Source organism: Pseudomonas sp. FP1742 (assembly GCF_030687145.1).
GTDB classification, from domain to species: domain Bacteria; phylum Pseudomonadota; class Gammaproteobacteria; order Pseudomonadales; family Pseudomonadaceae; genus Aquipseudomonas; species Aquipseudomonas frederiksbergensis_D.
In genome coordinates this window covers 2,423,968-2,449,633 of sequence record NZ_CP117460.1, presented here as the reverse complement: position 1 = coordinate 2,449,633, position 25,666 = coordinate 2,423,968, and the positions used below count along the sequence as shown (strand labels likewise).

At 60.3% G+C, this 25,666-nt stretch carries 22 protein-coding genes; 10 read left to right on the top strand and 12 right to left on the bottom strand.

Features of this window, described 5'->3' with window-relative positions:
- Nucleotides 1-353 precede the first annotated feature (353 nt).
- The 4 genes from potA to PSH64_RS10915 all read left to right on the top strand — a co-directional run bounded on the left by potA (nucleotide 354) and on the right by PSH64_RS10915 (nucleotide 4,624).
- Nucleotides 354-1,496 carry a polyamine ABC transporter ATP-binding protein gene (gene potA / locus PSH64_RS10930; RefSeq protein WP_018930104.1) on the top strand — a complete coding sequence of 381 codons (1,143 nt, stop codon included), beginning with the start codon at nucleotides 354-356 and terminating at the stop codon, nucleotides 1,494-1,496.
- Nucleotides 1,497-1,525: 29 nt separating this feature from the next.
- Nucleotides 1,526-2,407, top strand: a complete 882-nt coding sequence (locus tag PSH64_RS10925) for an ABC transporter permease subunit (RefSeq protein WP_305481139.1) — start codon at nucleotides 1,526-1,528, stop codon at nucleotides 2,405-2,407.
- Entirely contained in the window at nucleotides 2,404-3,288 is an 885-nt protein-coding gene (locus tag PSH64_RS10920; protein WP_105348564.1) for an ABC transporter permease subunit, read from the top strand. Before PSH64_RS10925 ends, PSH64_RS10920 begins: the two co-directional genes overlap by 4 nt.
- Before the next feature lie 238 nt (nucleotides 3,289-3,526).
- Nucleotides 3,527-4,624, top strand: coding sequence for a polyamine ABC transporter substrate-binding protein (locus PSH64_RS10915; protein WP_305480652.1), 1,098 nt, complete (start codon nucleotides 3,527-3,529; stop codon nucleotides 4,622-4,624).
- Nucleotides 4,625-4,941: 317 nt separating this feature from the next.
- Here the strand turns inward: PSH64_RS10915 and thpR are convergent, their stop codons facing one another.
- Nucleotides 4,942-5,481, bottom strand: a complete 540-nt coding sequence (thpR, locus tag PSH64_RS10910) for an RNA 2',3'-cyclic phosphodiesterase (RefSeq protein WP_305480651.1) — start codon at nucleotides 5,479-5,481, stop codon at nucleotides 4,942-4,944.
- Nucleotides 5,482-5,606: 125 nt separating this feature from the next.
- Here thpR and PSH64_RS10905 point away from each other — a divergent pair, with 125 nt between their 5' ends.
- Complete coding sequence (locus PSH64_RS10905) at nucleotides 5,607-5,801, top strand: hypothetical protein (RefSeq protein ID WP_007938782.1); 195 nt, start codon at nucleotides 5,607-5,609, stop codon at nucleotides 5,799-5,801.
- A 13-nt stretch (nucleotides 5,802-5,814) separates the two neighbouring features.
- On the opposite strand, the gene PSH64_RS10900 is transcribed toward PSH64_RS10905, so the two are convergent.
- Together PSH64_RS10900 and PSH64_RS10895 are read right to left on the bottom strand one after the other, a co-directional pair.
- Nucleotides 5,815-6,168 (bottom strand): DUF1428 domain-containing protein, encoded by a 354-nt coding sequence (locus PSH64_RS10900; protein ID WP_305480650.1) that lies wholly within the window; start codon nucleotides 6,166-6,168, stop codon nucleotides 5,815-5,817.
- A 16-nt stretch (nucleotides 6,169-6,184) separates the two neighbouring features.
- Nucleotides 6,185-7,273 carry a hypothetical protein gene (locus PSH64_RS10895; RefSeq protein ID WP_305480649.1) on the bottom strand — a complete coding sequence of 363 codons (1,089 nt, stop codon included), beginning with the start codon at nucleotides 7,271-7,273 and terminating at the stop codon, nucleotides 6,185-6,187.
- A gap of 455 nt (nucleotides 7,274-7,728) precedes the next feature.
- Here PSH64_RS10895 and PSH64_RS10890 point away from each other — a divergent pair, with 455 nt between their 5' ends.
- Entirely contained in the window at nucleotides 7,729-7,998 is a 270-nt protein-coding gene (locus PSH64_RS10890) for a hypothetical protein (protein WP_305480648.1), read from the top strand.
- Nucleotides 7,999-8,016: 18 nt separating this feature from the next.
- Here PSH64_RS10890 and PSH64_RS10885 read toward each other — a convergent pair whose 3' ends face one another.
- The 9 genes from PSH64_RS10885 to PSH64_RS10840 all read right to left on the bottom strand — a co-directional run bounded on the left by PSH64_RS10885 (nucleotide 8,017) and on the right by PSH64_RS10840 (nucleotide 21,397).
- A complete protein-coding gene (locus tag PSH64_RS10885; RefSeq protein ID WP_305480647.1) occupies nucleotides 8,017-8,232 on the bottom strand; it encodes a hypothetical protein in 216 nt (71 codons plus the stop codon).
- A 255-nt stretch (nucleotides 8,233-8,487) separates the two neighbouring features.
- Nucleotides 8,488-11,688 carry a glycogen debranching N-terminal domain-containing protein gene (locus PSH64_RS30415; protein ID WP_370694464.1) on the bottom strand — a complete coding sequence of 1,067 codons (3,201 nt, stop codon included), beginning with the start codon at nucleotides 11,686-11,688 and terminating at the stop codon, nucleotides 8,488-8,490.
- A gap of 228 nt (nucleotides 11,689-11,916) precedes the next feature.
- Nucleotides 11,917-12,573, bottom strand: a complete 657-nt coding sequence (locus tag PSH64_RS10870) for a DUF2238 domain-containing protein (RefSeq protein ID WP_305480646.1) — start codon at nucleotides 12,571-12,573, stop codon at nucleotides 11,917-11,919.
- A 90-nt stretch (nucleotides 12,574-12,663) separates the two neighbouring features.
- Nucleotides 12,664-13,296: a glutamine cyclotransferase gene (locus PSH64_RS10865; RefSeq protein WP_305480645.1), complete on the bottom strand. Its 633-nt coding sequence runs from the start codon at nucleotides 13,294-13,296 to the stop codon at nucleotides 12,664-12,666.
- Nucleotides 13,297-13,346: 50 nt separating this feature from the next.
- A complete protein-coding gene (locus PSH64_RS10860; protein ID WP_305480644.1) occupies nucleotides 13,347-14,567 on the bottom strand; it encodes a helix-turn-helix domain-containing protein in 1,221 nt (406 codons plus the stop codon).
- A 772-nt stretch (nucleotides 14,568-15,339) separates the two neighbouring features.
- On the bottom strand, nucleotides 15,340-16,413 hold the full coding sequence (locus tag PSH64_RS10855) for a lipocalin-like domain-containing protein (protein ID WP_305480643.1): 1,074 nt from the start codon (nucleotides 16,411-16,413) through the stop codon (nucleotides 15,340-15,342).
- Nucleotides 16,403-18,874, bottom strand: coding sequence for an FtsX-like permease family protein (locus PSH64_RS10850; RefSeq protein ID WP_305480642.1), 2,472 nt, complete (start codon nucleotides 18,872-18,874; stop codon nucleotides 16,403-16,405). The genes PSH64_RS10855 and PSH64_RS10850 overlap by 11 nt, the downstream gene beginning before the upstream one ends.
- Before the next feature lies 1 nt (nucleotide 18,875).
- A complete protein-coding gene (locus PSH64_RS10845) occupies nucleotides 18,876-19,544 on the bottom strand; it encodes an ABC transporter ATP-binding protein (protein ID WP_305480641.1) in 669 nt (222 codons plus the stop codon).
- Nucleotides 19,545-19,699: 155 nt separating this feature from the next.
- On the bottom strand, nucleotides 19,700-21,397 hold the full coding sequence (locus PSH64_RS10840; RefSeq protein WP_305481137.1) for a sulfatase-like hydrolase/transferase: 1,698 nt from the start codon (nucleotides 21,395-21,397) through the stop codon (nucleotides 19,700-19,702).
- A 399-nt stretch (nucleotides 21,398-21,796) separates the two neighbouring features.
- On the opposite strand from PSH64_RS10840, the gene PSH64_RS10835 reads away from it, so the two are divergent.
- The 4 genes from PSH64_RS10835 (at nucleotide 21,797) to PSH64_RS10820 (ending at nucleotide 25,657) form a co-directional block, all read left to right on the top strand.
- Nucleotides 21,797-23,149, top strand: coding sequence for a UDP-glucose/GDP-mannose dehydrogenase family protein (locus PSH64_RS10835; protein WP_105348609.1), 1,353 nt, complete (start codon nucleotides 21,797-21,799; stop codon nucleotides 23,147-23,149).
- 70 nt (nucleotides 23,150-23,219) lie between these two features.
- On the top strand, nucleotides 23,220-23,966 hold the full coding sequence (locus PSH64_RS10830) for a sugar transferase (protein WP_105348611.1): 747 nt from the start codon (nucleotides 23,220-23,222) through the stop codon (nucleotides 23,964-23,966).
- Complete coding sequence (locus PSH64_RS10825) at nucleotides 23,967-24,611, top strand: CpsD/CapB family tyrosine-protein kinase (protein WP_305480640.1); 645 nt, start codon at nucleotides 23,967-23,969, stop codon at nucleotides 24,609-24,611.
- A 23-nt stretch (nucleotides 24,612-24,634) separates the two neighbouring features.
- The gene (locus tag PSH64_RS10820) at nucleotides 24,635-25,657 is read left to right on the top strand and encodes a polysaccharide biosynthesis/export family protein (protein ID WP_105348616.1); all 1,023 of its coding nucleotides are present in this window, start codon (nucleotides 24,635-24,637) and stop codon (nucleotides 25,655-25,657) included.
- Nucleotides 25,658-25,666 lie beyond the last annotated feature (9 nt).

The window sequence follows — 25,666 nt, the reverse complement described above, 5'->3', positions numbered from 1 at the left end:
ACGATTTAACTGCCCCCGCGGGTCTGGCGGGCGTGCCTTTGCGCGCCGGTGGCCCACGTAATAGATGAACCGCAATAACAACAAGTACGACCAGGCAGCCAGGATGGCGGTGCCGAATAAGCCCGAGCGGTATGGGCCAGTGATTCAAATGCAAATCCCTGTGGGAGCGGGCTTGCTCGCGAAGAGGGAGTGTCAGTCGACATTAATGTTGCCTGATACACAGCCTTCGCGAGCAAGCCCGCTCCCACAGGGGATCTTCGCTGAATTGACTGGCATCGCCCGCCCCGGGTTTGCAATCCACTCTTAAGTCAGGCCGTGTTGGCCCGACGACTGAAACCTGTTGGGAGTTTCATATGGCAAACGCCTCCAGCATCTACAGGAAGGCTCTTGATGGTCACCAGGCACCGAAAAAGGTGCTGGTGAAAGTCGACCGCGTCACCAAGAAATTCGACGAAACCACCGCCGTGGACGATGTGTCCCTGGAGATCCATCAAGGCGAAATCTTCGCTCTGCTCGGTGGCTCCGGCTCGGGAAAATCGACGCTGCTGCGCATGCTCGCCGGCTTCGAGCGCCCGACCGAAGGGCGGATTCTGCTCGACGGTGTCGACATCACCGACATGCCGCCCTACGAACGGCCGATCAACATGATGTTCCAGTCCTATGCGCTGTTCCCGCATATGACGGTGGCGCAGAACATCGCCTTCGGCCTCAAGCAGGACCGTTTGCCCGCCAGCGAAATCGACGCCCGTGTCGAAGAAATGCTGCGCCTGGTGCACATGACCCAATACGCCAAACGCAAGCCGCATCAGTTGTCCGGCGGTCAGCGTCAGCGTGTGGCACTGGCGCGTTCGTTGGCCAAGCGACCGAAGCTGTTGTTGCTCGATGAACCGATGGGCGCACTGGATAAAAAGTTGCGCTCACAGATGCAACTGGAACTGGTGGAAATCATCGAGCGCGTCGGCGTGACCTGCGTGATGGTGACCCACGACCAGGAAGAAGCCATGACCATGGCCGAGCGCATCGCGATCATGCACCTGGGCTGGATCGCCCAGATCGGCAGCCCGGTGGACATTTATGAAGCACCGGTCAGCCGCATGGTCTGCGAGTTCATCGGCAACGTGAACGCCTTCGACGGCACCGTCGTGGAAGACCTGGAAGGTCACGCGATCATTCACAGCCCCGACCTTGCCCAGAAGATTTACGTCGGCCACGGCGTGAGCACCTCGGTGCAGGACAAGTCGATCACCTACGCCATCCGCCCGGAAAAAATGCTGGTCAGCACCCTCAAGCCCGAAACCCGCTACAACTGGTCCGAAGGCAAGGTGCACGACATCGCCTACCTCGGTGGCCACTCGGTGTTTTATGTGGAGCTGCCTGGCGGCAAGATCGTCCAGTCGTTCATGGCCAACGCCGAACGCCGTGGCGCGCGCCCGACCTGGGACGATCAGGTCTACGTGTGGTGGGAAGACGACAGCGGCGTGGTACTGCGCTCATGAGAACCTTCAATCAGCAATTCCTGCGCCTGGTGCCCAGCGGCCGCAAACTGGTCATCGGCATTCCGTTCCTGTGGCTGTGTCTGTTTTTCCTGCTGCCGTTCTTCCTGGTGATGAAGATCAGCTTCTCGGAAGCGGCCCTGGCCATTCCTCCTTACTCAGAGATCTACACCTTCGCCGAGCAGAAATTCCAGCTGCTGCTGAACCTCGGCAACTACGGGTTGCTGACCGAAGATGAGTTGTACATCTCGGCCTACTTCGGCTCGTTGAAGGTCGCGTTTTTAAGCACGCTGATGTGCCTGGTGATCGGTTTCCCGATGGCTTACGCGATCACCAAGGCCAGCAAGGAAACGCAAAACGTCTTGTTGCTGTTGATCATGATGCCGACCTGGACCGCGATCCTGATCCGCGTGTATGCGTGGATGGGCATTCTCAGCAACAACGGTTTGCTCAACGCGTTCCTGATGTGGAGCGGGCTCACGTCGCAGCCGATCGAGATCCTCAACACCAACACCGCCGTGTACATCGGGGTGGTTTACGCGTACCTGCCGTTCATGGTGCTGCCGCTGTACGCCAACCTGGTCAAGCACGATCACAGCCTGCTGGAAGCCGCGTCGGACCTGGGTTCGAGCAACTTCAACAACTTCTGGAAAATCACGGTGCCGCTGGCCAAGAACGGGATCATCGCCGGCTGCATGCTGGTGTTCATTCCGGTGGTCGGTGAGTTCGTGATTCCGGAACTGTTGGGTGGCCCGGAAACCCTGATGATCGGCCGCGTGCTGTGGCAGGAGTTCTTCAACAACCGCGACTGGCCGGTGGCGTCCGCCCTGGCGGTGGTGATGCTGGCGATCCTGATTGTGCCGATTCTGCTGTTCAACCGTAGCCAGGCCAAAGAGATGGAGGGACGGGGATGAACCGTTTCGGATTTTCACGATTGATGCTGGTGCTCGGCCTGTCGTTTATCTACCTGCCGATGCTGATTCTGGTGATCTACTCGTTCAACGCCTCGAAGCTGGTGACGGTGTGGGGCGGCTGGTCGGTGAAGTGGTACGTCGGCCTGCTCGACAACACGCAACTGATGGGCTCGGTGGTGCGCTCGCTGGAGATCGCCTGCTACACGGCGATTGCCGCGGTGGCGCTCGGCACATTGGCGGCGTTCGTGCTGACCCGTGTCACGCGCTTCAAGGGCCGTACGCTGTTCGGTGGTTTGGTGACGGCGCCGCTGGTGATGCCGGAAGTGATCACCGGTCTGTCGCTGTTGCTGCTGTTCGTGGCCATGGCGCAGATGATCGGCTGGCCGCAGGAACGCGGCCTGGTGACGATCTGGATCGCTCACACCACGTTCTGTGCAGCGTATGTGGCGGTGGTGGTGTCGGCGCGTTTGCGTGAGCTGGATTTGTCGATCGAAGAAGCGGCCATGGACCTGGGTGCGCGGCCGCTCAAGGTGTTTTTTCTGATCACCATCCCGATGATCGCGCCGTCACTGGCGGCCGGCGGCATGATGTCGTTTGCCTTGTCCCTGGATGATCTGGTGTTGGCGAGTTTCGTGTCGGGGCCAGGTTCGACGACCCTGCCGATGGAAGTGTTCTCGGCGGTGCGCCTGGGCGTGAAACCTGAGATCAATGCGGTGGCCAGTCTGATTCTGCTGGCGGTGTCGATCGTCACGTTCATGGTCTGGTATTTCAGCCGCAGGGCCGAAGCCACCCGCAAACGGGCGATTCAGGAAGCGATGGACCAGACTGCCAGCGAGTCCTGGCAACAACCGAAAAAGCAATTGGTAGAAGCAACGGTCTAGCGCCACTGATTTTCAGTTAAGTGAGCACCATCCTGTGGCGAGCGAGCTTGTTGTGGCGAGGGGGCTTGCCCCCGTTCGGCTGCGAAGCAGTCGTAAACCAGCGAATTCAGTGTGCTTGATACACCTCGTTTACAGGTTTGGGGGCCGCTTCGCGGCCCAACGGGGGCAAGCCCCCTCGCCACAGGTTTGTGTTCACCGCGTTTTATGTGATTTGAATAAAAAGAATGGAGTTGTACCGATGAAAATGTTTGGCAGGACTCTGCTGACACTGTCCTTATTGGGCGCAATCACCGCTGGCGCCCAGGCCAATGACAAGGTTCTGCGCGTCTACAATTGGTCGGATTACATTGCCCCGGACACCGTCAAGAAGTTCGAGGACGAGACCGGCATTCGCGTGACCTACGATGTGTTCGACAGTAACGAAACCCTTGAGGCACGGCTGCTGGCGGGAAAATCCGGCTATGACATCGTGGTGCCGTCCAACAGTTTCCTGGCCAAGCAGATCAAGGCCGGGGTCTATCAGGCACTGGACAAATCGAAACTGCCGAACTGGAAAAACCTCAACCCGGTGCTGCTGAAAAACGCTTCGGCCAGCGACCCGGATAACGGCCACGCTTTCCCGTACATGTGGGGTTCGATCGGCATCGGTTACAACCCGGCCAAGGTCAAGGAAGTGCTGGGCACTGACGCCCCGGTGAATTCCTGGGACTTGCTGTTCAAACCGGAAAACGCCGCCAAGCTCAAAGCTTGTGGCATCAGCTTTCTTGATTCACCGACAGAAATGCTTCCGGCTGCCCTGCACTATCTGGGCTATCCGGTGAACTCCCGGGACAAGGCGCAAATCGCCGAAGCCGAAGCGCTGTTCATGAAGATCCGGCCATCGGTGGCCTACTTCCATTCGTCGAAATACATCTCCGACCTGGCCAACGGCAATATCTGCGTCGCCGTCGGTTACTCCGGCGATGTGCTGCAAGCCAAGGCCCGCGCCCAGGAAGCCGGCGACAAGGTCAAGATCGAGTACAGCATCCCGAAAGAAGGCGCCGGCAGTTTTTACGACATGGTCGCCATCCCACGGGACGCCGCCAACGTCGACAACGCCTACTTGTTCATGAACTTCCTGATGCGCCCGGACATCATCGCCGAAGTCACCAACAGCATCGGCTACAGCAATGCCAACGCAGCGGCCACGCCGTTGGTGGATGAAGCGATTCGCAACGACCCGGGTTCGTATCCGCCGCAGGCGGTGATGGCGACGTTGTATGCCATTCCCGACATGCCGATTGCCACGCAGCGGATCATGACCCGGGGCTGGACGCGGGTGAAGCTCGGTAAGTGATTCAAGATCTGACATAAAAAACCAGAACACCACGGACCCAATGTGGGAGCGGGCTTGCTCGCGAAGAGGCCATCACATTCAACATCAACAGTGACTGACCCACCGCTTTCGCGAGCAAGCCCGCTCCCACAGGAGTAATGGGTCGGGCACACAATAGGTGAACGCCACGGCCCCCTTGCAGGACAGAAGTATTCTTACGTTTTCCGTTCACGCAGCGCCTTACCACCGCTGCACTCCTCTGAAGCAGAACGGCCTCACCTGGCTTCCTCGGTTAAGGTGAGTTTCGGGCGCCCTCGGGCGCCTTTTTTTGTGTTCGTTTATGCGCAGACCAGCGGCCACTCGGCCAGCGCTATGTACCGGCCCTTATGGGATTCGAACAGACTGAAGCGATCGGCGCGCAGGTAAAACTCCGGCGGCGTCGCGGATTCGGGGACCGGCGCCCGGTAGTCGCGCATCAGGGTCAAATGCGGGCGGAATTCCCGGCGGGTGTCTTCAAAGCCGAACGGCAACATCGCCTGTTCCAGTGCATACACCAGACGCAGCAACTCCGGCGCTGCCTGCGCGGGGGCCAGCAACAACACCCCGGAGCGACGCCAGACGTCCAGCCGATCCAGCACCACCGTCAACGGCACGCCAGACGTGCGGACATTGGCGGCGGCCTTGCAGACACCCGCTATCTGCGCCAGGCCCACCGCGCCGAGAAACAGCAGCGTCAGGTGAAAGTTTTCCGCCGGCACCGGGCGCCCGACGTTGAGCCCCAGCGCGTTGCGCCATTGGGCGATGGCCCGGCGTTGTTCAGGGGCGCAGTTCAGGGCGAAAAACAGCCGTTTGAACGGCTCACGGGTTTCATCGCTCATGTCTGGCACCTCAATGCTTGGGGACCCTCTGAGTTTACAAAGGGATACCACTCCGGCAAGCCCATTTCTGGCGGCTGCCGGCATGCGCGTTATAGTTGAAGCAACCGAATAGACGGGAGGACGCCATGCGTCAGGTCATCAGCAAAGAGCCATGGTGGGCCGTACCACCGAAGCCCGGCCAGGATGAGTCCGAATTGGAATGGGGCTGGCTGGTTCATTACAACGAAGGCGAGCCGCGCTTCGAGTTCATCAAGGAGCGGCCGTCGGACAGCGAGATTCGTAACCGCAAAAGCTGCAGGACCACCCCGACGCCGGAGTGATCCTGCCGCCCCTTCAGGCTTTGACGAGCATCTCGAAACCACCAAAAATCGCCCGCTGGCCGTCGAACGGCATCGGATTGACGTCCGGTTGCATCCGCGGATCGCTCATCAGTTTCGCCATGCCGGCGTCGCGGGTGGCCTTGTCCGGCCAGACGATCCAGGAAAACACCACGGTTTCGTCTTCCTTGAGCTTTACCGCCATGGGAAACGAGGTCAATTTGCCATCAGGCACGTCGTCGCCCCAGCATTCGGCGAGGCTGAGCGCGCCGTTCTCCTTGAAAATCGCGGCGGCGGACTCCGCGTGTTTCTTGAATTTTTCGCGGTTGGCCTTGGGCACCGCTGCAACAAAACCATCAACGTAAGCCATGATCATTCTCCTCGGGTTATGGGTTGATCTGCTGGGTAGTCGATCCAGCGTGGCTCCAATCGACAGTTCCCGCACCCAAGCCGACCGACGGTTCGACGGGCTGAGCGACAGGTTGTGCAACAGGCTGGGCCAAGCCGCCTTCGATTTGCCCGGCCATGTACAGCGTTCCGGCCATGACACCGGTGGTAGGGTTTTGCACCAGTTTCAGCCACGCCTTGTCGAATGAGTCGCCCAGGCTGCTGCGGATCAGCGCCTCGCTATCGGGTCGGTCGTTGGCTTGAATAACCGCACGCACTCCCGCCACTCCCAGGGAAATCAACGCCCCGGCCAGTTTCCCCGCCGCTGCCGCCACGGCACCGGCCGCGCCTCGTGGGGCCATTTCGGCTTCCATCCGCTTGCTTGCGCGTTTGGCCACCGGCGTCATGCCGGCGTCCGTCGAGGCAATACCCTTCTCACCGCCTGCCGCGTGGATCTTGTCGATCAACGCCGCGTAGGCCGGCAACTTAGTCAGCGGTTCACTGTGCACCACCTGATACAGCGACGCGTCACGGGCAGGCGGCGGGCCCAGCGAAATCGCCGGAATTTTCTGGATACGCTCGTTGAGCTGCGCCATCGGCACGCTATGACGCTGGGAAATGACCTGAAGTTGCTGGCCGAGAGATTGCACATAAAACGCCGTCGCCTGCCCGAGGATCTCGTCGGGATCGATCTCCACCGCCACAGGGTCCAGCACTTTGCGGTGATATTGCTCCAGCAGATAGGCCGCCAGGCGTTTGGCCGAGGCATCCTGCTCGCCCCCGGCACTGATGGTGTACCAGCTGACCTTCATTGACAGCCATTCCTGGGTCCAGTAGCTACTGAACCACGGAATGAAGACTTCTTCAGTCTGTTCGTAAACCCGCGTGCGCCAATGTTCCATGGACCCGCGGGCATACACCCTGGCCTGTTCGGTGGCCTGCTGCGAAGCGGCGACAATTTCCTGGTCCACCTGCTGCCAGGTGCTCTGGGAAACCACGACCGGCGCCACGGCTACCGGGGCACGCGCAGACGTGACGCATCCCGCCAGTACCACCAACACAGCGACGATCAGCGAACGCAGGTTCAAGATCGCAGAGTCCTACAGTCTGCGTCGAACGGAGTGTCCGACGCGAAGGAGCATGTTGATTTGAGTATAGGTCGGGGGCGGTGGCCGTCCGTCAGGAAGCCGGGTGGCGCCTTCAAAAATGCCATCGCGAGCAAGCCCGCTCCCACATTGGATCACTGCGAACACAAGATTCGTGCACACAGCAGATCCAGTGTGGGAGCGGGCTTGCTCGCGAACAGGCCCTCAAGATCAGCGCAAATCACCACCATCATCCACGTCGATATTCACCATCGCCACGAATGCCTTCCGCAAAAAAAACGCCAGGCGCAGGATCAACTCATCCCCAGTGAAAACCCCGCATCGGAGGGGCCCACCATGTTGATCCACCTTCTGACCTGCCTGGCCCTGACGGCCATCACTCTGACCCTGTTCTCCCGCTTCGTGCTGGATATCGGCCAAGCCGAGGAGCCGACATCATGATTTATTCCATCAGCCTTGCCGTGAGCTTTCCGGTGTTCGGCAGCAACTACTATTCACAACAGGTCGTCTCTCGCAAAACCGTCGCGCTGGTGTTCGACAGGCAATTCGAATCCTTGCTGATGCCGGCAGCCACCAACCACTTCAGTAACGAAGTGGTCGGGCTCAACGATCAGTTCCGCTTTTTGAATGATGTGCTGGTCGAGCATCTACTGGAAACCGAGGTGAGTCAGCGTTCGTCACGCTCGGCGCAAGCATTCACCTTTTGACACGTTGGGTGATGCTGGTCAGCGCGGGCCGCCACCGGGACCACCACCAAATCCTCCGTGATGGCCACCACCACCACCACCACCACCACCACCACCACCACCACCACCACCACCACCACCACCACCACCACCACCACCACCACCACCACCTGGTGGGAAGAACATCCAGCAACCCGACAGGGACGATAACAAGGCGAAGACCACCGCCGCTTTTACAACTCTGTTCAACTTCATTTACTTCACTCTCTGTTTAGGCGAGAAAAACAACCTTTCTCGCCCTTTCAGACAGTGTTTGCGGGGCTTTCAGCACTGTTCCAACGTAAAGAATGGGTAATGGTTGTATCGTAAACGACTCATATTCCACAGCGTTTTCAGGACCAGGCGCCATTGGTTGTCGCCGACCTGCACCCTTGCGGCACGGCCCCAAGCCCTCCTCGAACATTGAGGGTTACCCTCCTCGACTCTGCAAGCCCCCTGATACAGAGCGCGTTAATTGGTGCTCAGGATCCGCACCGGCCCGTGGCGATTGAGCACCTCGATCATGACGTTTTCCCCCGAACGCCTGAGCATCAAATCCACCGATTCAGTACCCAGTGCCAGACGCCGCAAGGCCACGGTATCGAGAAAGGCCGGGAGCACCGGTTCGTCGAACAGAATGTTGAGTTTTTTCGGCTGAAAGCTCAGCCCCAGACACGACTGAATCATCGACAACGGTGCAGCGGCAGCCCAAGCCTGGGGCATACAGGCGACGGGATAGAACGTCGGCCCTTGGGTGCGTTGCCGGGCAAAGCCGCAGAACAGTTCGGGCAGGCGCCGAAGATCGATGTAGGTAGAGGCCGCAAACAGACCTTCGAAAACCCGTGCCGCATCCCGGCGAAAACCGTAACGAGCGAAGCCGGCGGCGATCAGCGCATTGTCATGGGGCCAGACAGAACCGTTGTGATAACTCATCGGGTTATAGCGAGCCTGGGAAGACGCAACGGTGCGTATGCCCCAGCCGGAGAAAGATGAGCGGTCCATCAGCGCGTCCACGACCGATGCCGCGCGTTCCGGATAAGCAATGCCGGCGAACAGCGCGTGCCCGGCATTGGAGGTACGGATTCGACAAGGCTTCTTGTGGCCGTCCAGCGCCAGCACATAAGTGCCCAGCTCTTCGTCGAAGAACCGGGTATCGAACTCTTCGCGCAAGCGTTGAGCCCTGTATTTCAGACGCTGGGCCCGGTCCGAATCACCCAGTCGGCGGGCGATTTTGGCGGCGCCGATCCAGGCGCCATACACATAGGCCTGAACTTCGACAATCGCAATCGGGCCCGCGGCCAGTTGCCCATCTTCATGAAAAACCGAATCATGACTGTCCTTCCACCCCTGATTGATCAGACCCTCGGCAGACTGGCGGCCATATTCGACAAAACCATCGCCATCCCGATCACCGTATTCTTCGATCCAGCTCAGCGCCGCTTCGATATTGGGCCAAAGTTGACGCAGCGTGCCCAGGTCATTGGTGCGCTCCAGGTACGCGGCGGCCAGCATGACGAACAGCGGCGTGGAATCGATGCTGCCGTAGTAGCGGCGGAACGGCACTTCGCCCAGCTCGGCCATTTCCCCCAGCCTTATTTCATGCAGGATTTTGCCCGGCTCGGCATCGGCGTGAGGGTCGACGACGGTGGCCTGGTTGGCGGCCAGATGCCCGAGCACGCCTTTGGCAATCCCGGGATCGAGCCACAGCATCTGCCATGCCGTGATCAGGGCATCTCGTCCGAAAACGGTGCTGAACCACGGAATGCCAGCATAGGGATACAGCCCCTGGGGCGTTTTGGTCATGAGCATGTAGAGATCGGAAATGCTACGGCTGACCGCCTCGTTGAACACATCGTGGGACGTCACCACAGAAGCTGTCCGCGAGGAGAACGTTCGTAGCTCGCGCCGCGAATCGCGCAATGAAACAAAGAACCCGTGGCGCACCGTAAACGGCGGGTTTTGCACGCCACAGTTGATGTCCATGAACAGCGACTGGCTCTCCCCCGGAGCCAAACGAATCTCGAACAATGCCGAATCACAGGTCAGGCTGGACGGCACCGGGGCAAAACGCAATCGGGTCATTCGCCGCTTGTGGTCAAGGCCGGTATAGGAAAGTACGACTTCTTCATCGGTAATCTCTGCCCGGTGCCCTTCTCCGCGCTGCGGGCGCCGGGCACCGCGAACTTCAAACAGGTCTTTGAAGTCGGCCGCGAACTGGATCCTCAATTGCAGATTTTGGGGAGAATCGTCGAAATTACGCAGGGTCAGCCGTTCATAGCAGGAACCATTCCACAAGAACCGCGAGCGGCGCAGATGGATCAAGTCGTGGTGCAGGATCTTTTCACCATGGGCGTCGAACAGGTCTGGGTTGCTCAAGTCGCAGGTAAGCATCGCGTTATCGTCACGCAGGGTGGAGCTGAGCAACAGCGGTCGCGCGCCGTTAAGCGTCAGATAGAGCCCGGAAAGGTGTCGGGTGTCGGTATGGAAAATCCCCTGCGGGCTGTCGTCTGCAAACAGCACGTCGCCATTGGGATCGAACACTGCGAAGGTGTCGTTGTTTTTCAGGTTGCGTAAACGCAACTCTTGCAACGACGCGGTGGCCGGAATATCGAAGGGCGTAGTGGGCTGGCCATAGGTATTGCCCGCCGTGAGATGGCGATACAACTCCAGATAGTGATCGGTCATGCGCTCGACCGTGAAGCGTTCCTCGAACGTGGCCCGCACCCTGCGCCGGTCCAGTGCGGCCAATCGATGCACCGCCGCAACCGCCCCCGCGATGTCATCGACGATGTAGCCGGATACACCCTCATCGATCACTTCCGGCACCGAGCCGTGACGAAACGCAATCACTGGCGTGCCGCAGGCCATGGCTTCGATCATGGCCAGGCCGAACGGCTCGGGCCAGTCGATGGGAAAGATCAACGCACGAGCATTGCCCAGCAGGTCGGCCTTTTGGGCCTCATCGATTTCGCCGAGGAACTCGACATTCGGATGGATCGCGATCATCGGTGCGATGACTTCTTCCCAATACACCTGATCAGCCTTGTCGACCTTGGCCGCGATCTTCAATGGCAACCCGGCCTTCAATGCAATTTCGATGGCACGGTCCGGGCGTTTTTCGGGGGATATGCGCCCGAGAAATGCCAGATAGTCGCCCATCGGTTCAGGGTTGAACGTCATCAGATCGCCCGGAATGCCGTGATAGACATTGCCCACCCAATTGACGTCCCCCTTCACCGGGGTGCGTTGCGCCTTGGACACCGAGACCAGCGGCACTTCGGGAAAGTGCGGATAGAAGGATTGGTAGTCCGCGATATCCAGGCGCCCATGAAGCGTGGTCACGCTGCGGCCGGCCAGGTGCCGAATCAAGGGGAAATGGTAGATATCGATATGAAAATGCATCACGTCGAATTGATCCGCCTGCCGCAGGACCTGATCGAGCATCAGGATGTGATGAGGCATTGCGTCCTTGATTCTCGAATCGAGCCGCAGGGCCGCCCGCGAACCTGGCTCCAGGCGCGCCGAGGTTTGCGAATCGCCGCTGGCGAAGAGCGTGACATCGTGTCCCTGGCGCACCAGTTCTTCGGTCAGGTAGGACACGATCCGCTCAGTGCCACCGTACAAACGGGGCGGACAGCGTTCGGTAAGCGGCGCGATCTGAGCGATCCTCATGGAGAGGCCCTCCGTCATTCGGTCGAAGAATCAAGGCCTCCCGTGCTTAATGCCAGTGAAGCGAAATCCCCTGTGGGAGCGGGCTTGCTCGCGAAAGCGGTGTGTCAGGCAACATCAATGTTGACGGTGACGCCGTCTTCGCGAGCAAGCCCGCTCCCACAGGTTATCTGCGGGTCTGACGGCCTTGTCCTCGATTGACGGTGCGGCTGTGGTAACAGTTCCATCCGGTTATACGCCCTGGGTGCTCAGCGGTCGGCGATAAAAGAAATGTCGCCACAACCGGATGATCAATAGCGTGAAGAACGCCCCCACCACGGCCAGCGCCATGTCGACCTGAGAATCCCATGGATCGTTTTGAGTGGCGACAAAAGCCTTTGCTGTGTCCTTTCCCAGGTACTGCCCACCGATCCATTCGATGATTTCGTAGACCGCCGAGGTCGACAGAATGATATTCAGCGCGATAAAACCGACCCAGAAACCCCGCAACGGCGTGATTCGCACGAGCACTTCACGAATCGGGTACACCATAAACACCCCATATGTCAGATGGACCAGCCGATCGTAATGGTTGCGTTCAAATCCAAAGGTCTTGTTGAAGCTGACTCCGGTCAAGGCCGAGCACCAGCGGTCATAGGGCACCAGTGCATAGGTGTAGTGCGAACCCAGTTCATGGATGCAGAGAAAAACGAACACCAGGCTGATGGAAACGGCAGACAGACGGAACCGTCGGGAGACCGCCACCAAGACCGTCACCAGCACCAACGCCAGCAGATTTTCCAGGGCCCAATCCACCCGGCTATGGGGTGAAATCCCCAGCGCTGCGACGATAAAAAGAAACACCATCAACAGCGCCAGGTCGTATCGCGGGTGTTCCCTCGGTTCCATGGCTTGAGCCCCTCAAAGGTCTCGCTCGGCCACTGTAGGTTAGTTCGATTTACGCACCGCAGAGACGACCCGACACCTCGTCCGAAAAGCTCATTCAGGCCGGCGCACGGCCCTCACCTTCCCGCTGTTGCCGCCGCCGCAGAAAAACCGATCGTGGCCATCGAACTCCAGTCCCGACACACCAACGCCAGCCGGCATCCGGACACTCTCCAACACCTCGCCCGTGCCCGGATCGAGTCGTCTCAACTCGCTCTCTTCACCTTCCCAAGTGCCGTGCCACAGATCGCCCTCGACCCAAGTCACTCCGGTGACGAAGCGATTGGACTCCAGGGTGCGCAGCACCGCCCCGGTCTGGGGGTCGACCTGATGGATCTTGCGCTCGCGATACTCACCGACCCAGAGTGTCCCTTCAGCCCATGCCAGCCCCGAGTCGCCACCGCCACCGGGCGCCGGGATGGTGGAGAGGACGCGGCCGGTCTGCGGGTCGATTTTCTGGATACGATCCTCGGCGATCTGAAACAGGTACTGGCCATCGAAGGCCGTACCGGCATGGGCGGCGACGTCGATCGATCGCAGGGTCTTGCCACTGGCCGGGTCCAGGGCGTTGAGTTTGTCGCCGGAGGCAAACCAGACGCGCTGACCGTCATGGGTGACGCCATGCACATGGTCGATGCCTGGGAAAGGCCCGTATTCGCGGATAATTTCTGCCGTTGAATGTTTCATGTCTTGCTCCTCGTTTGCTGGCTGCGTTCACTGGGGTAGTGAAGAGGATGCTAATCACTGGGCAGCAACGCCGTGAGTAACAATCCCGTCGCGAATCCGGGTACCGGCGGGAACATCCAGCGACGAGCCCGGCCGTGACCGAACGACTGCACCTTGCCGGTCGCCGCCAGCGTGTCGAGGGCCCGTTGAACGGTGCGCTGACTGGCGCCAAGGGCCAACGCCAGGGCCGAGCTCGACCACGACTCACCATCAGCAAGGAAGGCGAGCAGCGTTGCATGCTGTTCTTCGACAGGCCGCGCCAGCACCACGACGTCAGGCGCAACACGCGGCACCAGCGCAAACCCTCGCGCAGTCGCAACCACATCGGCGATCAAACGTAGCTCCCCGCGCAGCCGCCCGAGTTCGACGCGCAACCGTGCGCGATGGGATTCGTCGGCGAACTTCATCCGAAAGGCTTGTGCAATCAGTGTTTCCCTCGGTACGTCGGCGGGCCACGCTTCGCCCAGGACCCGGGCGAGCGCGAACAATACCGGACGTCGGGCCAGCGAAACCGACGAGCCTGCGTCGCGCACGACATACCGGCAGGCGTCGATGACCAGCGTGGGGGACGCCAATAGCGCTTCAATCTCTTCGAGCAACAGTGGCCGTTCCTGGCCACCGATAATCAGCCGCGCCGCCGGCGCGTCGAGAAGGCGCGAGGCGCTTTCGACCTCGGCGGTGAGTGCCGGGATACCCGCGTGCTGCGCGGCATGCCCGGCCCTTTCAAGTGCCACGCGCGCCACCTTCGTTTGCAGGCGACGCATGGCGATGCCCGCCAGTACCAGTTCGTAGGCGGCCCTCGATGCGGGCGGTAATGGCGTCGGATCGAACTCGGCAAGCCGGTCCTCTGCCACGTCGAGGTGACCGATCAGGAGCAAGCGGCGAATCTCGAGGTATCGCGCATGGGCGGCGTTGACCCAATCACCGTGCGCCTGAAGCGTTGCCCGCGCGGCGTCGAGCGCCTTCACCGGCCAGTTCAGGTCACGGGAGGCGAGCGCAATCTCGGCCTCGGCGACGACACACCGCGCCCGGGCCATGGCCTCCTTCGCACCGAAGGCCCGAGCGGCACGGCGCACCAGCGCCTTTGCTCGCACAAGATCTCCCAGCTGCGCCATCGCGATACCGCGCAGCGCAAGCGCAGGCGCATCGTCGCGCAAGGCGATGCGATTCAGCGCGCCGAGAGGATCACCCGCCGCGAGCGCACGCGCCGCTGCGGTGATCAGCGAGTCCATGTGAATCGCGCCACCTGGCACCCCCACCGTCCGATGTTCGCTGATCAGTCTATCTCACGGCCGCTCAGCCGCACGCCGATCCGTGACGGGTGCCGTTTACTGGGTCTCGTTGTGAAAGGTGTCATCGCCGGACGGTGCAACGAAGTTCAAGCTTTCGCTGCAGATTGATGTACCTGAAAGTGTTTAGTTGGATCGCTGCAGTATTGCCACAGGCTAATCTCATCACAGAGCCGATCACCCTCTTCCCTGCGAATCAAAAACCTGTACTGCTCGGGCGGTTGGCTCGAAGTAATAAAAAATGGGCGACCCCAAGGTCGCCCATTTATATATCCGAAACTTTTAAACACCGCCTCCCAAAGAAGGTGTTCGCCCAGTGTAATGGCCTGGCAATCCATGCACCGGTAAAGAGCCCTGACACCGGGCGAACGGGAAGGATTTTAATAGAAATTGGCCAATATGTCCTAGTGTATAAACATGAAATTTATGCACGTAATATTTTGTATGCATTAGGTAACAGAAAACCTACAAACTACTTAAACCCACCAGTTCGACCATTAAAACTGATTATTCTTGTCCAACAATCTGCATACGAACAATCAATACGTACAAGTAATGATCAACTTTTATGCTGATAGTCATATTCAGGACATCGGTATCGGTCACCGACACTCTGCCCAACGCTAGGATCTTTCAATTTCATCGCAGTGTTGCCCGTCTCGGTCGATCGGGCGTTCATTGTGTTGGAAAATGGCATGGCGCCGAGCGCGCCGGGTCAGTACCCGGTCATCTCCAGATACCCCTGCCCGCCATGACTCCCGCTCAACCGCACCGGCCCTTCCCAATAGGGAATGCGCAAGTTCATCCAGGCCTTGGGGTTGAGGGCGTCGAGGGTGATATCGAGGTGCCTGGCGGGGATTTTTATCGACCAGCGCACGGGCATTGAACGCCCGGCAACGGTGGTGGTGTCTTGTGGTGTGAGGTTGATGTCGTCGGCCTGCAATAACTGCGTCTGGCCTTGGGCGTCGATCCAGGTGCCGGTGAGGTATGGCGCGCCGTCCTTTTGCCGCATGCGGTAAAGCATCACCTGTTCGCCGCTGTCCAGGTGCAGGGAGAACCAGTCCCAACCGGTCTGGTTGGCGGTCAGCGGTTGGCTGCTCCACTCGCGATCGAGCCAGGCCGGACCGCTGACGGTGTAGGTTTTGCCGTCGATTTCCAGGGTGCCGCTGGCCTGGAAAAACGGCTGGCTGTAGTAGTACGACGCCTGGCCTTGTTCGGATTTCTGGCTGAAGCCTTTGTCTCCCTGAAGCACCAGTGGCCGGGTTGCGGTCAGTCGAAGCTGATAACTGAACGCCTTGTCGCGGGCGCTGAGTTGCAGGTCTGCCAACGGGTCTGCATCGGCGGTTTGACTGCTGAAACGCCAGTCGTCGATCCATGCATTGAACGGTGCCAGACTCACTCCGGCCTGGCCGACGCCACCGCGGGCATAGCGTTCGGCGGCATGGTGCGCCGTGGCGGAAGTCACGGCCGCGTGGCCCAGCCAGATGGTCTGATTGCCCCAGCCGGGTTGCTCGGGAACCGCTTTCAAGGCGCTGCGGAACAGCGTCCATTGCGCGCCGAATTCGCGACCCTGAGCGTCCTTGAGGTTGGCGGTGACGTACCACCATTCGATGCGGAAACCATCGTGGGGGCCGTGATCTGCCGGGAAACTGAAGACTCGTCCGGGAACAACAGGCGTAAATGCAGCGGCTTGATGGCCGAGGCCGGCGAAGCCTTTTTCCGGCGCGGGGGTGTTGTCGCAGCCGCTCAGCAACGCCAGTAATAGCAACACGCCGACTTTAATCCTCATGAGCAAACGTCCTCAGCAGATCCGCCGGTTGCGTGCGATACAGCGAGTACAACGGCCACGCCGAGGCGAGCAACGTGGCGAGCAAGGCCAGGCCCATCAACTGCAACAGTTGCAGTGGAAACACCCGTAGCGGCAAGCGCCAGCCGAAGGCTTGAACATTGATCACCGTGTCCAGGCACCACGCCAATGCGATGCCCAGCGGCAGTGCCAGCACCAGGGTGAGCATTGCCAGCAACCAGGTTTGCCCGAGGTTGAGCAGCATCAACTGACGCCGCGTCACGCCCAGCGCCCACAGTGGCGCGAGTTGTCCGAGGCGGCTTTGGCTCTGGGTCAGCAGGCTGATGAACAGCGCCACACCCGCGACACAAAGGGTCAGGCTGTTGAGTGCGGCGGTGGCGGCGAAGGTGCGCTCGAACACTTGCGTGGACCACCCCTTGAGCCGGGCCTGATCGACGATACGGCTGTCGTCCAGGGTGAAGCGGGCTTGCAGCGCCGTCAGGAACGCGGGAATCGCTGCCGGCTCGATGCGCAGGTTGAAACGGCTGGGTGTCAGTTGTGGCCAGCCGCGCAGCAGGTGATTGATGTTGACCAGCAGGTGGCCCTTGGGATTGCCGTAATCGGCGTAGATCCCGACGATCCGTGGCGACCATGGACCGTTGGGCGTGGCAATGCTTATGTGATCACCCAGGCGCACCTTCAATCGCCGGGCCAATTGTTCGCTGAGCATCAGCGCGTCATCCTTGGCCAGCCGCTCCCAGGGGTCGTCGCCCAAGGCTTCCAGCAACGGCCAGTGCTGGCGATAGGTCGGGTGATCGATCACGCCGAAGACGTCCGCCGGCCAGCCCTGCAACTGGATCGATACCTGCCAGTTCGGTAGCACCGCGCTGACTTGGGGTTGCTGCTTGAGCCAGGTGTACAGCTCTCGAGCCTGGGCCGGATTTTGCGGATTGAGGTACAACTCGGCGGTCAGCCGTTGCTCGAGCCAGTTGTTGAAGGTCTGGCGGAAACCGGCGGTCATGCTGCCGGCGCCGATGTTCGCCGCCAGGGCCAGCAACAGCGCCATCAAGGCCAGGCTCAAGGCCGGCAACTGCTGACGGCAATCGGCGACAAACCATTGGCCTAGCACCGAGCGACTGCGCCGCAGGACCCGGTTGAGCACGCTGTTCAACACCACCGGCAAGGCCAGTGCGGCGCCGATCAACAAGGCGGCCATCAGCACGAAACCGCTGCTCAGGCTGTCGCCGAACATCAACGCCGACAACGCGATCAGCGCAGCCAGCGCCGCGACCCACCCCTGGCGTCGCAACCAGCGCGCATGGGCCTGATGCCAGGCTTGCGGATCGGCCAGGGCCAGCAACGGCAAACGTGCCGCTCGCAGCAAACTGTTGGCACCGGCCAGCAACGCGCCGAACAGGCTCAGGCCAATACCGCTGAACCACCACAGCGGACTGAGGCTCAACTGCCCCGGTACTTCGGCACCGTACAAGCCGCGCAAACTAGCGGCGACATCCGGCAACAACACACCGGCCAGCAGGTAGCCGCTGACCACGCCGGCGACACCCCCGATCAGCGCCAGACCACCCAACTCCACGGCGAGGCCGGCAATCAACATGCGCGCACTGACCCCACAGGCGCGCAGGGTTCTGAGCAAACCTCGACGTTGCTCCAGCGCCAGGCCGATCGCCGCGTGCACGATGAACAGGCCAACCACGAACGACAGGAAACCCAAGGCATCGAGGTTCAGGTGGAAGCTCTCGGTCAGGCGCGCAAGATTGTTTTCTTCGCCGCTGCTGATGAGCTGGAGTTGGCCCTTGAACCGATCAGGCAGGGTCGCGGTGAAATCCTTGGGCAGCAACAGACGTGACAGTTGATCGGGCAATTGCAGAATCTGCTGGGCGAATCCGATGTCCACCAGCAACACACCGGGGGCCATGTCGGGTTGGGCGCGCAGTGGCGGCAAGGCGACGCCGCTCTCGGCCATCGGTGTTTCCCCGTCGTGCAAGCCCAACGCCTGCAAGGTTTGCGGCGAGATCCAGGTGCTGCCCGGCGCAGTGAAGAACTCGACGACCTGCTCGATCGGTAACGCCTGCCCGGCCACTGCGGAACCGGCCGGCAACGACACCGGTTCGATACCCATCAGCTGCAAGCGCTGGTCTTCATGGCCCTTGAGGATCACCCGGCCTCGCAACACCGGCGATACCGGCCAACCCGCGCGACGCAGGTCGATAAACAATTGCTGAGAGAACACCCCGCCGCCGGGCGCGCTGAGGCTGGCTTGAGGTTCGCCGCCGATCAACTGACTGGCCCGCGCGTAGCTTTCCCGCGCCTGGCTGTTCAGCGCCTGCACGCCGGTCAGCAGGCTGGTGGCGAGCCAGAGCCCGGTCAGCACACTGAAAAATTGCACCGGGTGTTGTCGCCAATGGCTGAGCAGTGCCCGCAATGTTTCGCGAAAAACCCGCACTTCAGCGCTCGTCCGCGCCAGCCAGGCGGCCACCGTGCAATACGACTTTTTCCGCCAGCCGCGCAGCGACTCTTGGGCTGTGGGTGACCATCAACAACGTCGTCGGGCTGTCGTCGAGCAGCTCCAGCAACAACTTCAACACCTCATCGCTGGTCGCCTCATCCAGGCTGCCGGTGGGCTCGTCGGCCAGCAGCAATTTCGGTTGCGAGGCCAGGGCGCGACCGAGGGCAACCCGTTGCTGTTGCCCGCCGGACAACTGTTCCGGATAGCGCTGCAACAGATCCGCCAATCCAAGACGCTGCACCAGATGCGCCTGCCAACGCGGATCGTGGCGCCCGGCCAGACGCGCCTGAAACGCCAGATTATCCTCGACCCGCAAACTGCCAATCAGGTTGAACTGCTGAAACACCAGGCCGATTTCGGTGCGCCGCCAGTTGGCCAATTGGCCTTCGCTCATCTGCTCCAGCCGATGCTCGCCACTGCGAATGCTGCCGCGATCGACCTTGTCCAGGCCGGCGATCAGGTGCAGCAAGGTACTTTTGCCACTGCCCGACTCGCCCATCAGCGCCAGGCTGCTGCCGGGCTTCAACGTGAGGTCGACGCCTTGCAGCACCGGCAATGGGCCTTGGGGGGTGGCGTAGCTTTTGAAGACGCCCTGGACGTGGAGCATGAAAGGAAACTCTCTTTGATGAGCGTGGGGCAAGGATAGAGAGAGTACACCCGATGAACTTTGGTTGAACGGTCTGACGCCTTCGCGGGCAAGCCCGCTCCCACAGTGGGCGATGGTGTACGCAAAGTTGGGGTACGCCTCAATCACTCAAAATCTCACTGCCCCACCGCCACACTCGGCACCACCTGCCCCGGCGTCACAATGCTGTTGAGGTCAATGTACTTCCACGCAGGCACCGCGCCCAACCGCGCATTGAACCGATAGTTAAAGGTGAAATCGTCCTCTGTCGAAACGCTCAACGGTTTGCCATACACCGCCTCGATCCCCGCCAGGTCATAGCCCATCAACTGCAGCAACGTCGGGAAAATATTGTAGTGACTGGAGCGATCCTTGTTGGCCGGCAATTGCGCCTGCCAGTCCAGAGTCTTCAAATCGCTGCCCGAAATCACCACCAACGGCACCACTCCCTCCTCCTCCACCGGATCACTGCCGCAGTGAGTGTTGAGCCCCGGATTGCCCCGCTCATGCAGATCCTGCCCATGGTCCGAGGTGTAGATCAGCAGCGCATTGTGCAAATCGGCCTGGGTGAAAACCCGTGCGAAGAATTCGCCGACATTCCACAGCACGGTATTTTTGTAGGCATTGCGGTACAGCACCCAGTCATCCGGCTGACCGTTGAAACCATCGCGTTTGCCCGTGTCCGCCACCTCGACAAAATGCCCCCGAGGCAAGGTCGGGCGGTACGCCATGAACGCGTCCGGGTACTTGTCGTGCACCGGAAAATGCGCGCCGACCTTGTTGATCACCACCAGCTCCGGCGTGCCGTCGTTGAGCAGATCGATGAGCTTGGCCGCCGCCGCCATGTCGCGGTCGCGCACGCTGGTCTGGTCGAATTGCACAAACTCATCGATGTCCTGCTTCTCGGCAGCGTTCATCAGGTTCTGCAAGTTGCCGCCAGTACGCTGGGCGTCGATGTAAACCGTACGCAGCCCGGCCTTTTTCGCGTACTGCCAGATCGACGGCAGCGTGGTGTTGATCCGCATGTAGTCGGCGCGGGTGCCGCCATAGCGCAAGGTGACGTTGGTGTCGGCGCTGCAATTGGCGATGGACGCGGCGTAGCCGTAATTGAAGATGTCCACGCCCGGGTGCGCGTCCTTGAGGTTGCTGTGCACACCGAACGGCGTGTTGATGTCCAGGTAGTTGCCGGAAATGCTCTCGTCGATGATCAGCACAATGTCGTAGCCCACCGGCTGATCGATGCGCGCCAGGGTCACCGATTCGCGCGGGCCGACGGTGTTGTGCAGCGCTTCATAGGTAAACAGGTTCAGATAGGCCAACGGCGTGTACATGATCGGCAAGCCACGGGCGCCTTCGCCGGCCCGCACGAATAGCACGACGCTGAGCAGCAACACGCCAAGCACCGGCGCCATCACTAATAGCGCCCCCGGCAACGGCAGCCGTCGACGCGGCTTGAGGCCGAGACCGAACAACAGCAACAAGCCACTGACCATCGCGCTGATGATCGTATCGCGGTACTGGGAAGCCGCTTCCTGGACGAAGCCGCCGGAATACACCAGCGACACAAAACTGCTGTAGGTCAGGTAACTGGCGGTCACGTGCGTATACACGTCGAAGAAAACCGCCGAGCCAAACATTGCCAACGCGAACAAATGACGGACCAGGGTCTGACGGATGTACGCGGTCATGAACAGCGCGATCGTCAGCACCACGAACATCCCGCCATACAGCAGCATCGGGAAGCCGATGCCCAGCGCGTCGAGACGTTCGAGGTAATAGTCGTAGCTCTTGAATAAATACAGAACCAGCAACAGTTCCTTGAGGTATTGGATCATGGCGGTTGCAGTGACCTCCATGGCTGCCATTGGCCAATAGAAACCAATGATTGTCAGCCATTTTCTGACACTAGCACTAAGCCATGGAAGCGCAAGAAATGCCGGTTTTTTGCCAAAAGCGTCAAAAAAACGTTGACTCAAATCTGACACGCTAAAGTGCCTGTAACCCTTGTAATACAAGCCTTACGACCGTTTATCGATTTCTTGAAATCGCCCGCAACCCGTCAAAATCGCGGCAAATCCAGCAGCGGCAAGCACTTGATAGCAAATAGCCCGTGAAATCGGGGGTTTCAACCCGAGCTATCCGTCATTTTGCTGACACGCTTTCCCAAGGCTGGGCTATACCCCTTTTGACAGTCTCATTTCAGTTACATCCACCGTTTTACGAGGCACGCCAGTATGGACGTGAGCGTATTTGGTACGGGCTACGTCGGCCTTATTCAAGCTGCGGCATTGGCCGATGTCGGGCATCGCGTACTGTGCGTGGATGTTGACTGCAACAAGATCAAACAACTGCAGCATGCCGTGCCTCCGATCAGCGAACCAGGACTGTCCAGCACCCTGGAAGACAACATCAAGACCGGTCGCCTGCTCTTCTCCACTCAGGCCAGCGACGCGGTCGAACACGCCGAGCTGATTTTCATCGCGGTGGGTACACCCGCCGATGAAGACGGTTCCGCCGACCTCAGCCATGTACTGACTGTAGCCCGGCAGATCGCCAGTTTCATGGAAGCCGATCGCACCCTGATCATCAAGTCCACCGTGCCTGTCGGCACCGCCGACCAGGTAGCGAGCGCTGCCGGCCAAGAGCTGCAACGCCGGGGCAAAGGTGCGCTGAAGGTGCGGGTGGTGTCCAACCCGGAGTTTCTCAAGGAAGGCAGTGCCCTGGCCGATTGCATGCGTCCGGACCGGATCATCGTCGGTACCGATGACGAGCAGGCGCGCAGCCAATTGAGCGAGCTCTATGCACCGTTCTGCCGCAACCGCGAAAAGCTCATGTTCATGGATAACCGCAGCGCCGAACTGACCAAGTACGCCGCCAACGCAATGCTCGCCACCCGCATCAGCTTCATGAACGAGCTGGCCAATCTCACCGAGTTGCTGGGGGCTGACATCGAAGCGGTGCGCAAAGGTATCGGCTCGGACCCGCGCATCGGTTACCACTTCATCTACCCCGGCTGCGGCTTCGGCGGCTCGTGTTTCCCCAAGGATCTGCGCGCCCTGCTGCACACCGCCGAACACAACGGCATGCCCTTGCGCCTGCTGCGCAGCGTCACCGACGTGAACGACAGCCAGCGGCACATCCTGTTCAGCAAACTGCGGGCGCAATTTCCCGATGGCCTGGCCGGCAAGTCCATTGCGATCTGGGGGCTGGCCTTCAAGCCCAATACCGATGACATGCGCGAAGCACCCAGCCGTTATCTGATGGAGGCGCTATGGGCCGAAGGCGCGAGCGTGCAGGCATACGACCCGGAAGCCATGGCCGAATGCCGACGCATTTACGGTTTCCGCAATGACCTGCACCTGTGCGCCACACGCGACGACACTCTGGAAGATGCCGACGCGCTGGTGATCTGCACCGAGTGGAAAAACTTCCGTGTGGTCGACTTCGACCTGCTGGCGAGCAAATTGCGCGCCCGGGTGATCGTCGACGGACGCAACCTGTACCACCCGGAGCATGTGGCGGCAGCCGGTTTGCACTACAGCAGCATCGGCCTTCGGCACATCGCTCCCGAAACGCCACGATCATGAAGATCCGTGACGACTACCCACTGCGCAGTGCCCACTCGCCATCCGTGGCCGGGCTTCAGCGGAGGACTCTATGACTGGACATGAAAAAGGCGTGTTGCTTAATCACATGCTGCGGGACAAACGCCTGGATCCCGAGCATCGAATGCGCCTCGACAGAGCGATCCACATGCAGGGGCGCGGCTGGGTGACCGGCCGCGATGGCGGTCGGCCCTGGACCCTGTCGCGAACCAATCGGGTACTCGCCTGCCTCGGTGCACTGGTGATTTTACTGGTGATCTCCCCTGTGCTGCTGGGCCTGGCGCTGGTGATCAAGTTCAGCAGCCCGGGGCCCGTGATGTTCGTGCAGCAACGCACCGGTTACCGCGGCCGCATGTTCGGCATGTACAAGTTCCGCACCATGGTAGCCAACGCCGAGGAGCTCAAGGAGTCCCTGCGCCACCTCAACAAGCACGGTGCCGATGCCATCGATTTCAAGATCGACGACGACCCGCGGATTACTCCTATCGGTGGCTTTCTGCGGCGCAGCAGCCTCGATGAATTGCCCAACCTGATCAATGTGGTCAGCGGCGACATGCGTTTGGTCGGTCCGCGACCGACCTCGTTCAACGCCTATCGCTACAAGGACAATCACCTTGCACGCCTGAGCATCTATCCCGGCATGACCGGCCTGTGGCAGATCTCCGGGCGCAGCAATATCGACTTCGACCAGCGCGTTGAGTTGGACCTCAGCTATATCGCCGAGCAGAGCTTCTTGCTTGATCTGAAGATTCTATTGAAAACCCCCTTCAAAGTATTCAGCGGCCACGGAGCGAGTTAAATGGACGGTTCATCGAATAAAAGCCTGACCATCGCCAGCCCGAGCGAGTCCAACCTGACCTCGACCGTGCTCGACCTGGATCTGCGGATCCTCTTCCTGACCTCCGCCAATGCAGGCGCGGGCACCACCACCAGCGCCGTGGCGCTGGCCAGCCAACTGGCGTCCATGAGCGGCGGCCCGGTGTTGCTGGTAGACGCCAGTCAGTCGGAGAGCAACCTCACGCAACAGCTTGGGTTGACCAAAGAGCGCGGCTTTCGCGACCTGCTGTTCAACGCCTCCCCGCCGCTGCTGCAGGACTGCCTGGTGAACGTCTCCAGCCTGCCCTTCCACATCCTGCCGAACGGGCGGCACATCCGCGGCGCCGAGCACCTGACAGCCGAACAACTGAGCCCGCTGCTCAAGCAACTGGGTGATCTGTATCGCTTTGTGGTGATCGACGGCGACGCGGTGTATTCGGCCGTCGACACCCTGGTCATCAGCACCCTGGTAGACGGCGTGATCATGGTGGTGTGCGCCGAAGACACTCGCTGGGAAGTGGCCCAGGCCGCGGCCAAGCGCTTGACCCAGGCCGGCGCGAAACTGGTGGGCAGCGTCTTCAACCGGCGCAAGTACTACATGCCCAAATGGCTCTACAAAAACCTGTAAGTAACCGCAGAAAGGATGACGCCATGAACGCCAAAATGCTTGTCCTGCTGTTGCTGCCGCTCGCAGGTTGCTCCAGCACCAATGAAACACAGAACATGCCGGTGCAGATCCTCACGGCCGAACCGGCCAATGCCCAGGCCACCGATATGCCCAAGGTCGAACAGACCTTGCGGCCCAAGGACGTGCTGGACGTGATCTTCCATGTCAGCACCAGTGGCTCGGAGGCTTACCGCATTCAGTCCGGTGACCAGGTTGCCCTGAACTTCACCGCCGCCAGCCAGCTCAACGGCACTCAACTGGTGCTGCCCGACGGCACCATCGAACTGCCGGGGGCCAATACATCGGTGAAAATCGCCGGGCTGACCTCGGTCGAAGCACGGCAGGAAATCCAGCGCGCCTATGAGCGCAAAGCCCTGTTCCAGCCCAATCGTAATCAGCTGACGGTGCTGGTCACCAGCCCGCTGAGCAACGAGCAGAACCTCAAGAGTGCCCTGAATCACCCCGCCACCGGCATGAGCCGGGAGATCACCGTGGGCAACGACGGCTATGCGAGTTTTCCGGAAATCGGCTCCGTACCGCTGCAAGGCATGACCGTGAACCAACTGGAAACATTCCTCAATCAGCGTTACGCAAAATTGCCGGGGCGGATGAGCGTCGACGTCATGCTCAAGTCCACATCAGGCAACGAAATCTATGTGCTGGGTGAAGTCGCGCAACCGGGCTCCTACCCGATTCGCCGGCCGGTCTCGGTGCTCGAAGCGTTGACCCTGGCCCGTGGCACCAACGTCAAGGCCCGGCTCGATTCGGTGGTGATCATGCGCCGCAACGGCAACCAGGTGCAGGCCGTGCACTACGACGTGGAGAAAGCCTTGTCCGGTGACGCGTCGCAAATTGCTTACCTGCAACCGGACGACATGCTCTACGTGCCCAAGACCAAACTGGCCAGCGCCGGTGAACTGGCACGGCAACTGGCGGACGTGGTGTTGTTTCAGGGGGTGGGCTTCAGTTTCGCCTACCGCGTCGACAACAAAGGCAGCAGCAACTAACTCTCAGGT

Excerpts from the sequence above, each read along its gene's own strand:
- PSH64_RS10855 (WP_305480643.1), bottom strand. The coding sequence starts at position 16,413 with ATGAGGATTAAAGTCGGCGTGTTGCTATTACTGGCGTTGCTGAGCGGC.
- PSH64_RS10865 (WP_305480645.1), bottom strand. The coding sequence starts at position 13,296 with ATGAAACATTCAACGGCAGAAATTATCCGCGAATACGGGCCTTTCCCA.
- PSH64_RS10845 (WP_305480641.1), bottom strand. The coding sequence starts at position 19,544 with ATGCTCCACGTCCAGGGCGTCTTCAAAAGCTACGCCACCCCCCAAGGC.
- PSH64_RS10890 (WP_305480648.1), top strand. The coding sequence starts at position 7,729 with ATGATTTATTCCATCAGCCTTGCCGTGAGCTTTCCGGTGTTCGGCAGC.
- PSH64_RS10870 (WP_305480646.1), bottom strand. The coding sequence starts at position 12,573 with ATGGAACCGAGGGAACACCCGCGATACGACCTGGCGCTGTTGATGGTG.
- PSH64_RS10835 (WP_105348609.1), top strand. The coding sequence starts at position 21,797 with ATGGACGTGAGCGTATTTGGTACGGGCTACGTCGGCCTTATTCAAGCT.
- PSH64_RS10860 (WP_305480644.1), bottom strand. The coding sequence starts at position 14,567 with ATGGACTCGCTGATCACCGCAGCGGCGCGTGCGCTCGCGGCGGGTGAT.
- PSH64_RS30415 (WP_370694464.1), bottom strand. The coding sequence starts at position 11,688 with ATGAGGATCGCTCAGATCGCGCCGCTTACCGAACGCTGTCCGCCCCGT.
- PSH64_RS10830 (WP_105348611.1), top strand. The coding sequence starts at position 23,220 with ATGACTGGACATGAAAAAGGCGTGTTGCTTAATCACATGCTGCGGGAC.
- PSH64_RS10905 (WP_007938782.1), top strand. The coding sequence starts at position 5,607 with ATGCGTCAGGTCATCAGCAAAGAGCCATGGTGGGCCGTACCACCGAAG.
- PSH64_RS10900 (WP_305480650.1), bottom strand. The coding sequence starts at position 6,168 with ATGGCTTACGTTGATGGTTTTGTTGCAGCGGTGCCCAAGGCCAACCGC.
- potA (WP_018930104.1), top strand. The coding sequence starts at position 354 with ATGGCAAACGCCTCCAGCATCTACAGGAAGGCTCTTGATGGTCACCAG.
- thpR (WP_305480651.1), bottom strand. The coding sequence starts at position 5,481 with ATGAGCGATGAAACCCGTGAGCCGTTCAAACGGCTGTTTTTCGCCCTG.
- PSH64_RS10920 (WP_105348564.1), top strand. The coding sequence starts at position 2,404 with ATGAACCGTTTCGGATTTTCACGATTGATGCTGGTGCTCGGCCTGTCG.
- PSH64_RS10915 (WP_305480652.1), top strand. The coding sequence starts at position 3,527 with ATGAAAATGTTTGGCAGGACTCTGCTGACACTGTCCTTATTGGGCGCA.
- PSH64_RS10820 (WP_105348616.1), top strand. The coding sequence starts at position 24,635 with ATGAACGCCAAAATGCTTGTCCTGCTGTTGCTGCCGCTCGCAGGTTGC.
- PSH64_RS10825 (WP_305480640.1), top strand. The coding sequence starts at position 23,967 with ATGGACGGTTCATCGAATAAAAGCCTGACCATCGCCAGCCCGAGCGAG.
- PSH64_RS10885 (WP_305480647.1), bottom strand. The coding sequence starts at position 8,232 with ATGAAGTTGAACAGAGTTGTAAAAGCGGCGGTGGTCTTCGCCTTGTTA.
- PSH64_RS10840 (WP_305481137.1), bottom strand. The coding sequence starts at position 21,397 with ATGATCCAATACCTCAAGGAACTGTTGCTGGTTCTGTATTTATTCAAG.